Here is a 14193-nt window from a genome sequence, read left to right on the forward strand (position 1 = left end):
CTATAAATACAATGACAGGGGGAATTGACATGATATGTGATAGATGTGGAGCGAAACATGAAGAAGACATATTTTGTCCGGTATGTGGTGCTCCGGTTAGAAAAGTTGCTATAAAGTCAAAAAGTGGATATAAGAAAAAGAACAGTCATCTTATGGGGAAGATATTGACTGTATGTGTGATACTTACAAGTGCAAGCATAATAGGGATTGCAGCTGTATCTGCTAATACAAAAGTTCAAAGTAACAAAATACAGGAAGAAGAGATGCAAAGTGAGAAACTGGTGGAGAAGAGTGATTTTAAATGCAACAATAGTGATTACAATCTGAATCTCTATTATATAACTAATAATAATGAACTAAAAAAGGCTGGGAGCGATAATGTCTATATGTCAGATACGCTTAATATTGGAAATATTGATGGAGATAATAGCATTAAGATTACATCATATAAGAATAATATAATACAGAGGAATTATGATGATGGTTCTAAGATTACTGTAGAGATGGATGTTACTGATAATGGCAGACAGAATGTAATTGTAAAAAAGGATGGCAGACAGACAAAACTTATTGAAGAATGTAATAATAATGTTACTGTAAAGTTCTCGCAAAATGGACAGTACTTTTATATCTATACGTATGATATCAGTACAAATGTAAGTTATTCTAAAGAAAATGAGATGACTTATGCAGATGTAACAGATATTATATATATAATGAATAGTGATGGTGAATGTATAAGAACGTATGAGAATGGTATGCATAATGCACTTGTGACATATTATAATAATTATGTGGTTGATATAACAGATGATGGAAGTATTTTGTATTATAATTATGGTAATGTTATTCTTGTAAGCTCGGACGGTACAGACAGAGATATGCGACTATGCGAAGATAATACAGAAGTATGTTCGCTTGCGTTTGTAGACAGAGACAGGCATATTGCAGGATTTCGCAGCAGCAGCAAAATGAATGTGATTACATACGCAAATGGAACAGTAGAGAGATATCTAGATACATTTGAATGTAGAAATGCATGGATATATGATGAAGATACAGCAGAGCTTATATATACAGATTTGAATAATAAAATAATACTTCTTGATATTATTAATAATATGCAAAAAGTATATGATAATAGTATTGCAATTACAAAGCTTATCATGAATGAGAGGTATTTTTGCATAAACCAGTATAATACCATAATTGTGATTGATAAAATAACAGGTCAGAACGTATATGAGTATAAAGTTAATGCGGAAGCTTCAGCAGGTGAACTTACTATGTCATTTATTAAAGGCAGTAATATTCTTGTGATTAATAATCCGCTTGGTGATTGTGTAATATGGAATGGAGATAGTCAAAAACTTATCAGAACTGAAAAGACGATATATAATCTTAATGTCAGTGATTCTGATGATACATATTATACAGCAGTTGTAGATGGCGAGTTAGGTCTGATTAGTGATAGTATGCAATTCTATCCGGTTACAACAGATTATATGACATATTCAGTAACAGATAATGATAAAACTGACGAATATAATTATTCAACATCAATGCCAAGAGTATATGATAATAGAGTGTTCTATATTAATTCACATAATGAACTTATAGAGTATAATATGCAGACACGTAATTCAATTACTGTAGCAGATGATGTAAAGGGATATCTGATAATAAAATGATAAAAATTGCTCAAAAAATGCGCAGAGTTAATATGACTTGCGCATTTTTTTGCGCATGAGAGAGTAAAAACAGCTAAAAAAAGTTAAAAATTTCACAAATATAATAGCAAAAACGACAAAAGATGTTGTTGACATTACTGATAACAAATGATATTATACAAATATGAACAACCGATTGCACAAAAAGCGGTGTATGTAAAGGAGATACACATGAAAGAAAATGAGACTAATACAAGATTAACAATTAATGATGTTGCCAGAGAACTTGGACTTTCAACAACCACGATATCAAGGGCGATTTCAGGAAAAGGAAGAATTAGCGATAAGACAAGGGAAAGAGTTCTTGAGTACATTAATGAACATAATTACAGGCCTAATATAATTGCCAAAGGACTTGCAGATAAGAGAACATATAATATATGTGTTAATATTCCATCTGATGCTAATATAGATGAGACTCCATTTTTTCAATGCTGCTTAATGGGAATATGTGAAGCGGCATCAAGTCGTGATTATGATGTTGTTGTAACGACAACGACAGATACAGATATTACTTATCTAAAAAGAGTAATTAATAATCACAAGGTTGATGGAGTAATCCTTACGAGATCACTTGTTAATGATATTGCAGCGAAGTTTCTTAAGGAAAATGGAATATCATATGTACTCATTGGAGATGACACCGATAAAAATGTAATCAAGATTGACAGCGATCATTTAAGCGGTTGCGCACAATTAACATCTTACATGATTATGTCTGGTTGCAGAAAGTTAGCCTTTCTGTGTGGAAGCCATGAACATATAGTTAATCGTAACCGGTATAATGGATTCTTAAAAGGTTGTGAGCAAAATGGAATGATACCATCAAAAGAATGCATCTACCTCGATGTGATAAATGATTCACAGGTAGCTCATAGTGTTGATAAAGCTTTAAAAAGTGGATGCGACTGCATTATATGTTCTGATGACCTTATTTGCACAAGGGTCTTGAGAAGACTTGATGAGATTAATGTGAGTGTTCCTGGTGATATAAAAGTTGCTTCATTCTATAATAGCTCGGCTTTAGAGAATCATACACCACCGGTTACAGCATTAACGATTAATGTAAAGGAACTTGGCGTAGCAGCGGGGAAGACACTGATTGAGATGATTAATGGACAGGAAGTCAGTGAGATGACGCTAATTGATTATGAGATTGTTCTAAAGGGATCAACAAAATAAGGAAGAGAAAGTATTTAGGAGGATTTAATATGAGAAAGAGATTTTTAGCAAGTGCATTAGTAGCAGTACTTGGATGCGTAACAGTAGCAGGTTGCGGGAGTAAGGATACTTCAAATAACAACAGTTCAGCAGATAACAAAGCTAATGACAGTTCTTCAGCAAGTGGAGAATTAACAACAGATGATATTACATTAACAGTATGGGAATCTACATTAGGTACTGATAAGTTCATAGAGCAGGCTGGTGAAGCATTCACAGAACTTCATCCAAATATTAAGATAGAATATGTTAATGTTGAAGTTGGTGATTCAACATCACAGATCGCTCTTGATGGACCAGCAGGTGTAGGTCCAGACTTATTTGCAGCACCACATGATAAGTTAGGTGAATTAGTATCAGGTGGATATGTATTACCAACAGCTGATGCAGATACTGTAAAAGACGAAGTATTATCATCATGTTCATCAGCTCTTACATATGATGGAACAATGTATGGATATCCGGTTTCAGCTGAGACATATACATTATTCTATAATAAAGATTTAATTGATGAAGCCGATGTTCCAACAACATGGGATGATTTAAAGACATTTGCTAAAGATTTTAATGATAAAAATAGTGGAAAATACGGATTTATGATGAATGTAGGTGACGGTTATTACTCAATTATATTCACAACAAGTGATGACAACCGTCTATTTGGCGCAGAGGGTACAGATACAGAGAATACTAATATTAATTCAGAAGCTTCAATTGAAGGTATGAAATTCTTCCAGGGCTTAAGAGATATTCTTGATGTTCCATCAGCAGACCTTGCAACAGCAACATGTGACGGTGCTTTTGCTAATGGTGATGTTGCATTATATATCACAGGACTTTGGAATGTATCTAACTTTGAAGAAGCCGGAATTAACTTTGGCGTAGCTTCACTTCCAAGTCTTCCAGGTAATGATGAACCTTGTGCATCATTCTCAGGAACAAGAGCTATGTTCGTATCAGCATATACAGATCATCAGGCAGAAGCAGAAGCTTTCGCACAGTTCTTGTTAACAGATGAGATGCAAAAATTAAGATTTGAACTTACAGGTTCACTTCCAGCAATCAGCTGTGATGTAGACAGTCCATATATTGAAGGATTCTTAAAACAGTTAGATTATGCATTCCCAATGCCATCAATTCCACAGATGACAAAATTCTGGGATGCTATGAACGCTGCAAGTGCTAATATCTGGGATGGAGCAGACGTAAAGACAGAACTTGATAAATGTAATGACGCAATCTTAGCAGAATAATTAATAGCTTAGAATGATTATGAGTGGTCCTGATTTGGGCAAATCAGGGCCACTTTTAAAAAAGAGAAAGCCGGTGAAATTGTGAATACTAAATTAAATACAGACGGTTCTTCAAAAAAGAAAGTCTTAATAACATCTATTATTTTTATGGGTCTTAGCCATAGTATTTATTTTAAACAGTATGTAAAAGGTATTCTATATGCCTTAATGGAAATATTATTCTTGATATTTATACCATCTATAATTGGAAAAATCACAGATATGATAACTCTTGGAAGTCCACAGCCTAATATTCCGGTAAAATTAAGAGATAATTCAATATTTATGCTGATTGACGGCGTTATGATACTTGCAATAGTTGCTATATTTGTTGCAATATATGTAATTTCTGTAAGAGGAGCATTACAGGAATACAAAGAATTCTGTATTAATAAACAATTTAAATCTAATAAAGATTCAATAAAGAATATTGAAGGAAAAGCATTCCCTATAATGGGACTTGCACCAAGTGTTGTACTTGTTGTATTTTTTGTACTTGTACCACTTGTATTCTCTGCACTTGTTGCATTTACTAATTATTCAGCACCTAATAATATTCCGCCTAATAATACAGTTGACTGGGTTGGATTTGATAACTTTGCAGCAATGTTTGGTGGCAATGCCACATGGACAGCAGCATTTGGACGAGTTGCAGTCTGGACTCTTGTATGGGGTATTCTTGCAACAGTAACATGTTATTTTGGTGGTATGATAATGGCAGTTGTTCTTCACGAGAGTAAGATTAAGTTTGCACCTGTGTTTAGAACAATATTTATTTTACCATACGCAGTTCCATCAGTAGTAAGTATGCTTGTATGGAAAAACCTTTTAAATGGTTCATTTGGTGTAGTGAATAGAACATTAATGCAATGGGGATTAATTAATTCACCGATTCCATGGTTAAGTGATCCGACAATGGCAAAATTTGTCTGTGTACTTATCAACTTATGGGCAGGTTTCCCTTATTTTATGATGTTAACAACAGGTACAATGACAGCCATTTCAGAAGATGTATATGAAGCTGCAAGAATCGATGGCGCATCAAAGTTCTATATCTTTAAGAAGATAACATTACCACTTGTATTATATCAGACGATGCCACTTATAATTATGTCATTTACACATAATATTAATAACTTTGGTGCAATCTTCTTCTTAACAGGTGGCGATCCTGTAGTAGCAGATACAACATCAACAAGTGCCGGTGGTACAGATATTCTTGTAACATGGATTTACAATCTGACAGTTAACCTTCTTAAATACAACTATGCATCTGTTCTTGCTGTAATGATATTTATTGTATTGGCACCATTTGCTATCTGGCAGTTCAGAAAGACCAAATCTTACAAGGAAGGTGAAGTATAATGGGAAACAAAGTAGTCAGAGTTATTAATAAAGTAGTAGTATATGCATTTTTACTACTAACAACATTATTTGTTATGTATCCACTTGTATATGTTGTGAGTGCGGCATTTGCACCTGGTTCATCAATTGCTTCATTAAGCATAATTCCTTTTGGAAATGGAGTAACAACAGAACATTTTAAGAATCTTTTTGAAAATACACTATATGTAACATGGTTTAAAAATACATTAATAATCGCAGTTGCAACATCAGGACTTACAATTATTGTCTCATCACTTGCGGCATATGTATTCTCAAGATTCAGATTCACAATGAAGAAGAGCATGATGATGTCAATGCTTATTCTTCAGATATTTCCATCATTCGTAGGTATGGTGGCTATATATGTAATTCTATTAAGAATTAATGGACTTGATACTCTTTGGGGATTAATCCTTGTATATCTTGCAGGTAACATACCATATAATACATGGATGGTTAAGAGTTATCTTGATACTATTCCAAAGAGTCTTGATGAAGCAGCGAGAATTGATGGAGCAAGCCACTTTAGAATATTTAGACAGATAGTTCTTCCTATTGCGAAGCCAATTATTACATTCCTTGGAATATCAAGTTTTACAGCACCATGGATGGACTATATCTTCCCTAAGATGGTACTTCGTTCATCTAATAAACAGACACTTGCATTAGGTTTATTTAATTTTGTAACAGATAAGAAAAATGAATTTACTAACTTTGCAGCCGGAGCACTTCTTGTAGCAATACCATTTGTAATCTTCTTTGCTTTAACACAGAAGATTATGGTTACAAGTCTTGGAGGTTCAGCAGTTAAGGAATAATATTATAATCTATAATGCACGAAGGCAGCAGAGGTGTTATCTTCGTGCATTATGAATAAGGAGAATAGGTAAATGGGCGAATATGGTTTTAATAGCAGATATTTGACAAGGGATGGAAAACCCTGGTTTCCTGTAATGGGAGAGATTCACTACTCAAGAGTGAAAAGTGAAGATTGGAAAAGTGAATTATATAAGATGAAAGCAGGTAATGTATCTGTTGTATCAACTTATGTAATATGGATTCATCACGAAGAGATTGAAAAAGAATATGATTTTTCAGGTAATAGAAATCTTCATGAATTTGTAAAGGCGATAAAAGAAACTGGACTTAAGATGATATTGCGAATCGGACCTTGGAGTCATGCTGAAGTCAGAAACGGAGGTTTTCCGGATTGGCTGTTAAAAAAAGAATATGAGCCAAGAACTAATGATTATAGATATTTTGAAGAAGTCAGACGTTTCTATAATAAGATATTTGAGCAGGTAGACGGTTTCCTTCACAAAGACGGTGGACCTATAATCGGTGTTCAGATAGAGAATGAATATGGACACTGTGGAGGTCTTACAGGTGAAGCTGGTGAAGAACATATGAGAACACTTACAAAGTTTGCAAAAGAAGCCGGTTTTGATGTGCCATTATATACAGCTACAGGCTGGGGTGGAGCTATGACTGGTGGACTTATTCCGGTTATGGGTGGATATTGTGAAGCACCTTGGGATCAGAGAATTACTAAGATAGAACCAAGTGGTAATTATATATTTACGCATGAACGTAATGACCATAATATTGGAAGTGATTTTGGATTCGCAGAAGGAATTACTTTTGATATTGATAAGTTCCCATTCTTAACAGCAGAACTTGGAGGAGGACTTCAGGTAACTCATCACAGAAGACCTGTTGCAACAGCAAGTGATATTGGTGCAATGACTATGGTTAAACTTGGATGTGGAGTTAATCTGTTAGGATATTATATGTATCATGGCGGTACTAATCCAATGGGCAGACTTTCAATATTAGAAGAGTCAAGAGCAACAGGCTCATGGAATGATCTTCCAATATATTCATATGACTTTAGAGCACCGATAAGAGAATTTGGTCAGATATCAGATACATTTAAAGAGATAAAACTTTTCACATATTTTGCAAGAGAATTTGAAGATGAATTCTGTGATATGCAAGTGCATCTGCCAGCAGAGAATCCTTTAAAACAGGATGATTTGGAGGATTATAGAATATCTGTGAGAGATAATGGAGAGAGTGGATATGTCTTTATTAATAATTATCAGAGAAGCTATGAGATGGCAGAACATAATGGTATCAGCCTAGAAGTGAGTATTGGCAACGAGAATATAACATTCCCTGCAATTGATATTAAGGATAGAGATTATTACTATTTTCCTGTTAATATGAAGATTGGTGATAGTGCAATTATCAAAAAATCATTATTATCACCACTTTTAAAACTTAATAATGATAAGATAACTTATATATTCTATGATAATGGAAAAGGTGATTATACAGAGATTACAGGAGAACTTAGTAATTGTGAGATTATAAAGATATCAAGGGCTGATGCACTTAATGCTTATAAGATCGTAAGAGACAGGGAATATCTATTTATATCAGAGTCACCAGTTATAGATTGTGAAACAACCATACAAGTAATTGATTCAACAATTAAAAAATTAAAGGTTTATCCAAAACCGGATTTTAAAATTGATAATTATGAATATTCACACAATGAAGATGAATTTGCGGTATACAGATTCACCGGCGAAGATAAATCCGCTATGGAACAGCCAAACATATCCTTTGAATTAACAGCAAAAGAAGCTGAATATGAGGAATATACATTCCATATTAAAGATTATTCAAAATGTGAAGATGCCCTTGTTGAACTTACTTATTATGGTGATAAAGCAGAGTTATATATTGACGATGAATTTGTCGGTGATAACTATTATCTTGGAGACAAATATGATATAAGTATGAAATATTATGGATTTCCTGAAGAATTCAAAGTAAGAATATATCCACTTAAGAAAGACCAAAAAATATTTCTTGAGAAATGGCCAGAGATAAAAGGTGAATCAATCTGTGAAATTGCTGATGTAAAGATTAAGAATGAATACAGAGTTAACATAATAAGCTTTGATACTAGCAGCTTGTAGTATGATTTTTCAGTAGATTTCTCAAATTGGTAGAATTGATAAATTCTTTAGTGAATTTTCAAATTGGTAGAATTGGTAGATTCTTCAGTGAATTTTCAAATTGGTAGAATTGGTAGATTCTTCAGTGAATTCTCAAATTGGTAGAATTGGTAGATTCTTCAGTGAATTCTCAAATTGGTAGAATTGATAAATTCTTCAGTGAATTCCTTAATTGGTATTGACATATAAGAATGAAATAATTACAATATAAACTGTAATTGGAAATTATTATTAGTGATTGTATAGTATATGCAGTCATGATGAGTTTAATTTAATAGAATTCGTTTCAGGGCAGGGTGTGATTCCCTACCGGCGGTAAAGCCCGCGAGCCGAGAGGCATGATTTGGTGAGATTCCAGGGCCGACAGTAAAGTCTGGATGAAAGAAATGAAATATGATTCATAAGAGTTATAGCGATATATAATTTGAAGTATAGCATAGTATATCTCAGACCGAGATATATGCTTTATAAGATTACAAAGCCGATGATATGAAATAGCCAGCAGAGCTGACTAGTGGTTTGTAACAAGATTTGAATTTGAAGAGTATATCAGGTGAATTATATATTTGCATTTTGCGCTGAGATTGTTATCTCAGCGTTTTTTATTTTAGTTTTATAAGAAAAAAATTTTCCTTACAAATTATAATGCTTCACAGGGATGCAACCTGTGTAGAGCAGGATATCCTGTGAGAATGAGAATTTTTCATATATTTCAAATTTTCCATCAATTTCCCGAACAATTCAACAATTAAATAAAGAACTCCAATAGACAAATTGTAGATATGCTAAAATGAAAGGAGTTTTGCAATGTGATAAAAGAAGAGTATATGCGATATGCAATTGAACTGGCAAAGCGTGCAACTGGTTTTACGAATCCCAATCCTCTTGTAGGTGCAGTGATTGTAAAAGAGGATAGGATTATCGGCAAGGGCTATCATGAAAAATGCGGTCAGCTTCATGCAGAGAGAAATGCATTTGCATCCTTAAAAGAGTCAGCAGAAGGTGCGACACTTTATGTGACTTTAGAGCCATGTTGTCATTATGGTAAGACACCACCGTGTACGGAAGCAATTGTGGAGCATAAAATAGCAAGAGTTGTTATAGGTTCAAGAGATCCTAATCCTCTTGTGGCAGGAAAGGGCGTACGCTTTTTAAGAGAGCATGGAATAGAGGTCATAGAGGACTATCTAAGAGAAGAATGTGACAGAATTAATCCTGTTTTTTTTCATTATATAACCACGAAGATGCCCTATGTAGTGCTCAAGTATGCAATGACTGCAGATGGAAAAATAGCCACAGTGACAGGAGATTCGAAGTGGATAACAAATGATGCTTCGAGAATGAAAGTGCAATATATGCGACACAGATATATGGGGATTATGGCAGGAATAGGTACAGTGCTTGCAGATGATCCAATGCTAAATGTCAGGGTAGAGGGGCTTAAGAGTCCGATAAGAATTATTTGCGACAGCAATCTAAGAATCCCATTAGACAGCCAGATAGTAAAGAGTGCGGATAAATATAAGACAATAGTAGCCTGTGTTCATCCTGATGATGAGAAGATTGCCAAATTGCAAGAGTATGGTGTGAGTGTGGAAGTGATTCCTTCAGGGGAGAAAGTGGATATGACTCGTCTTATGCAAAGACTTGGGCAGTTGGAAATTGATAGTGTTCTTGTAGAGGGTGGAGGAACTTTGAATGATAGCCTGCTACATGCCAATCTGATAGATCAGATAGATGTTTTCATAGGACCGAAGATATTTGGCGGAGGCAAAGCCAAAAGTCCGGTGGAGGGAACTGGAATAGAGAAAGTCAAGGATGCTTTAGAATTTTACCTTGATGGAATCGAAAGAATAGAAGATGATGTGCTTCTTACATATATGAAAAGAAGGTGAGAAATATTTTTACAGGAATAATAGAAGAACTTGGTGTGGTAAAAAGCATTGCGATAAATGGAGCATCAGGATGTATAACAATAAAAGCAAGAAAAGTCCTTGAGGGGACTAAGTTAGGTGACAGTATTGCGGTGAATGGAACATGTCTGACAGTGACATCCATTAACTCGGATGGTTTTAGTGCTGATGTGATGGCGGAGACAGTGAGGCGAACCAGTTTGTCGCAAGTTGGCAAAGGTGACATGGTAAACCTTGAGAGAGCGATGGCTTTAAATGGCAGATTCGGTGGGCATATTGTATCAGGACATATTGATGGAACTGGAACAATTATCAAATACACAAAAGAGGAAAATGCCATATGGGTGACTATAAAAGTACCGGAGGAGATTCTGGATTTGATAGTAGAAAAAGGCTCGATATGTATAGATGGAATAAGTCTGACGGTTGCAACAGTCAGTGATCGTGATTTTCAGGTATCAATTATTCCACATACAGCGAAGGAGACAACACTTATTCAGAAGAAAGTCGGGAGTCTTGTAAATCTCGAGAATGATATTGTTGGTAAATATATAAAGAAGTTTATGGAAAATAAGCAGGAATCACAGTCAAAGAGAGAATCTGGACTTACTATGGAGATGCTTGAAAAATATGGAATATAGAGAGGATGCAAATATGGAGATAGGTAGAGAATATAATACAGAGAAAGAATATAATGCAGATGGAAAATGTAATACAGATGGAGAATATAATGCAGATGGAAAATGTAATACAGATGGAGAATATAATGCAGATGGAAAACATAATGCAGATAGAGAATACAATACAGATGAAAAATATAATGCAGATGGAAAAGACAATACAGATAGAAAATACAATACAGTAGAAGAGGCACTAGAGGATATTAAAGCAGGAAAAATAATTCTTGTAACAGATGATCCTGACAGAGAAAACGAAGGAGATATGATATGTGCTGGTGAATTTGCGACACAGGAAAATATCAATTTTATGGCATCGTATGCCAAGGGACTTATCTGTACACCAATGAGTGCAAATTTGGCAGCAAAACTTGGCTTTCCACCGATGGTTGCTGAGAATACAGATAATCATAGCACTGCATTTACTATTGCCATAGACCATGTTGAGACAACAACGGGAATATCAGCGGCAGAGAGAGCTTTTACTATTATGAGATGCTGTGATGAGAATTCAAAGCCAGAGGATTTCAGACACCCGGGGCATGTTTTTCCACTTGTCGCAAGAGAAGGCGGTGTGCTTGTAAGGAATGGGCATACAGAGGCAACAGTTGATTTGATGAAGCTTGCAGGACTTAAGGAATGTGGAGTATGCTGTGAGATTATGGAAGATGATGGAACTATGATGCGTACCAAAAACCTCTGGAAACTTGCTAAAAAATACAATCTTAAATTCATAACTATAAAGGATTTGCAAGATTACATAAGAATACATGTAAAGCATGTAGAGAAGATGGCAGAGGCAAAGATGCCAACAAAATATGGTGAGTTTCGAATTGCTGGTTATGTAAATGATATAACGAAGGAACATCATGTTGCTCTCATAAAAGGTGACATCGGTGATGGCGAGAATGTACTGTGTCGAGTTCATTCAGAGTGTCTGACAGGTGATGTGTTTGGTTCAAGCAGATGCGATTGTGGAGAACAGTTAGAGTCAGCAATTAAGCAGATTGAAAAAGAAGGCAGAGGAATTGTTCTTTATATGAGACAGGAAGGACGAGGAATAGGTCTTATCAACAAGCTTAAGGCATATGAATTGCAAGAACAGGGATATGATACAGTGGAAGCCAACATCAAGCTTGGATTTGCACCAGACTTGCGTGAATATTGGGTAGGTGCGCAGATTCTTGCAGACCTTGGAGTGAAATCCATCCGTCTTTTGACCAACAATCCAGACAAGGTATATGGATTAGAAGAGTTTGGTCTAAAGATTAATGAACGTGTGCCAATCGAGATTAAACCACAGAAGTTCGATTTTTTTTATATGAAGACAAAGCAGGAGAAGATGGGACATATATTTAATAATATACAATTATAGGAATATCGATGTATACCTTAAAATAAATTAATATAAGAAAAGAGGAAAATATAATGAGAGAAATCAATTTATTAGAAGGAAAAGTAGTAGCAAAAGAAGGAATGAAAGTTGCAATTGTTGCATCAAGGTTCAACGAGATAATTGTAAATAAACTTCTTGGTGGTGCAGTGGATGGACTTGTAAGACATGGTGTAGAAGAAAACAATATTACAGCTGCATGGGTACCAGGAGCATTTGAGATACCTGTAGTTGCAAAGAAATTAGCATATTCAAAGAAGTATGATGCAGTAATCTGTGTTGGAGCAGTGATACGAGGCGATACATCACACTATGATTATGTATGCAACGAGGTGTCAAAAGGTATAGCACAGGTAGGATTAGAGACAGGTGTTCCAGTACTTTTTGGAATTGTAACAACTGAAAATATCGAACAGGCAATTGCAAGAGCTGGAAGCAAAGCAGGAAACAAGGGCTATGACTGTGCACTTTCTGCAATCGAGATGGTTAATCTGTTAGAACAGATTTAAAAGGTTATAGAATCAACTCTATCAATTAACTAAAAAATGTGTTAAAATTAGAAAAAAATGATATGGGGTGGTTACTATGCAGAAAAAAGCACTTGAAATGGCAGGAATTGTTATGGGAATAGTGGCTGTTTTAGTTATGGTATGTGTGATAATAAGTTATAACGATTCTGATAAGACTAATATATTCACAGCAAGGTCTAATAGTGAAGGACTTGTTATTACAGGAGTTATGAAGAATGCAGAAGTTGGAGATGAACTTGTATTTCCAGATACGATATCTGGTAAGAAAGTCGTAGGAATAAGTCTATATGCAAGCGAATATGCAAAACTTGCAAAAAATATTGAAAAAATAGAAGTAAATACAAAGATTGAAAAAGTAGATTCAAAGATGTTTTCATCATTTATAAATCTTAAAGAGATAAAACTACCTGATAGTGTAAGGATAATAGAAGATGGTGCATTCGAATTCTGTGAGAAGCTTCAGAAGATAAACATAGATGAGCTTGATAATCTTAAGGAGATAGGTGAGAATGCACTTTGTAATACACAGTGGTATAAAGATTCAATTAAGGATAAGCAGTTTCTTATAAAGAGAGACATATTAATTGGAGTTAACGTAGATACAGATAGAATAGAAGTACCAGAAGGTATTAAGATTATTGCGAAGGAAGCATTTGCTTCAAATGATACAGTAAGAGAGATTTTGCTTCCACAAAGTGTTAATAGTATTAATGCAGGTGCATTTTCTAAGATGTCATCATTAGAATCGATAGAACTTCCTAAGAATCTGCAGCGTATAGAATATGGAACGTTTAGCATGTGTAGTAATCTTAGTTATGTTAATACTGAAGAGTTACTAGAACTTACGATGATTGATGAGAAAGCTTTTTATAGATGTGTTAATCTCTATATTACATTGCCTGATGATAATATAAAAATAGGCAAGGAAGCCTTTAGAGATACAAAAGGTACTACAATATCAAATAATAATTAACCACTACCGATATAAATTGTAAGGTATACTGTGCTTATCAGTATAAAAA

At 34.7% G+C, this 14193-nt stretch carries 11 protein-coding genes and 1 riboswitch; all 11 genes read left to right on the forward strand.

Going from position 1 to position 14193, the window contains the following annotated elements; all coding sequences use genetic code 11:
* Positions 1-29: 29 nt before the first annotated feature.
* The 11 genes from KQI85_RS08455 (at position 30) to KQI85_RS08505 (ending at position 14144) form a co-directional block, all read left to right on the forward strand.
* The gene (locus tag KQI85_RS08455) at positions 30-1691 is read left to right on the forward strand and encodes a hypothetical protein (protein WP_216575658.1); all 1662 of its coding nucleotides are present in this window, start codon (positions 30-32) and stop codon (positions 1689-1691) included.
* Between the two features lie 210 nt (positions 1692-1901).
* Complete coding sequence (locus KQI85_RS08460; protein ID WP_253293802.1) at positions 1902-2912, forward strand: LacI family DNA-binding transcriptional regulator; 1011 nt, start codon at positions 1902-1904, stop codon at positions 2910-2912.
* 29 nt (positions 2913-2941) lie between these two features.
* Positions 2942-4204 carry a maltose ABC transporter substrate-binding protein gene (locus KQI85_RS08465; RefSeq protein ID WP_216575660.1) on the forward strand — a complete coding sequence of 421 codons (1263 nt, stop codon included), beginning with the start codon at positions 2942-2944 and terminating at the stop codon, positions 4202-4204.
* Positions 4205-4285: 81 nt separating this feature from the next.
* Positions 4286-5608 (forward strand): carbohydrate ABC transporter permease, encoded by a 1323-nt coding sequence (locus KQI85_RS16920; RefSeq protein WP_216575661.1) that lies wholly within the window; start codon positions 4286-4288, stop codon positions 5606-5608.
* On the forward strand, positions 5608-6447 hold the full coding sequence (locus KQI85_RS08475; RefSeq protein WP_216575662.1) for a sugar ABC transporter permease: 840 nt from the start codon (positions 5608-5610) through the stop codon (positions 6445-6447). Before KQI85_RS16920 ends, KQI85_RS08475 begins: the two co-directional genes overlap by 1 nt.
* Positions 6448-6519: 72 nt before the next feature.
* Complete coding sequence (locus KQI85_RS08480; RefSeq protein WP_216575663.1) at positions 6520-8619, forward strand: beta-galactosidase; 2100 nt, start codon at positions 6520-6522, stop codon at positions 8617-8619.
* Positions 8620-8936: 317 nt separating this feature from the next.
* Positions 8937-9051: riboswitch (FMN riboswitch) on the forward strand.
* A gap of 416 nt (positions 9052-9467) precedes the next feature.
* Complete coding sequence (gene ribD / locus KQI85_RS08485; protein ID WP_216575664.1) at positions 9468-10553, forward strand: bifunctional diaminohydroxyphosphoribosylaminopyrimidine deaminase/5-amino-6-(5-phosphoribosylamino)uracil reductase RibD; 1086 nt, start codon at positions 9468-9470, stop codon at positions 10551-10553.
* 5 nt (positions 10554-10558) lie between these two features.
* A complete protein-coding gene (gene ribE / locus KQI85_RS08490) occupies positions 10559-11212 on the forward strand; it encodes a riboflavin synthase (RefSeq protein ID WP_216575740.1) in 654 nt (217 codons plus the stop codon).
* Positions 11202-12623 (forward strand): bifunctional 3,4-dihydroxy-2-butanone-4-phosphate synthase/GTP cyclohydrolase II, encoded by a 1422-nt coding sequence (locus tag KQI85_RS08495; protein WP_253293803.1) that lies wholly within the window; start codon positions 11202-11204, stop codon positions 12621-12623. The genes ribE (KQI85_RS08490) and KQI85_RS08495 overlap by 11 nt, the downstream gene beginning before the upstream one ends.
* A gap of 53 nt (positions 12624-12676) precedes the next feature.
* Positions 12677-13150: a 6,7-dimethyl-8-ribityllumazine synthase gene (gene ribE, locus KQI85_RS08500; protein ID WP_216575665.1), complete on the forward strand. Its 474-nt coding sequence runs from the start codon at positions 12677-12679 to the stop codon at positions 13148-13150.
* A 76-nt stretch (positions 13151-13226) separates the two neighbouring features.
* Complete coding sequence (locus tag KQI85_RS08505; protein ID WP_216575666.1) at positions 13227-14144, forward strand: leucine-rich repeat domain-containing protein; 918 nt, start codon at positions 13227-13229, stop codon at positions 14142-14144.
* The last annotated feature ends 49 nt before the right edge of the window (positions 14145-14193 follow it).

Source organism: Falcatimonas sp. MSJ-15 (assembly GCF_018918265.1).
Classification (GTDB): domain Bacteria; phylum Bacillota; class Clostridia; order Lachnospirales; family Lachnospiraceae; genus Falcatimonas.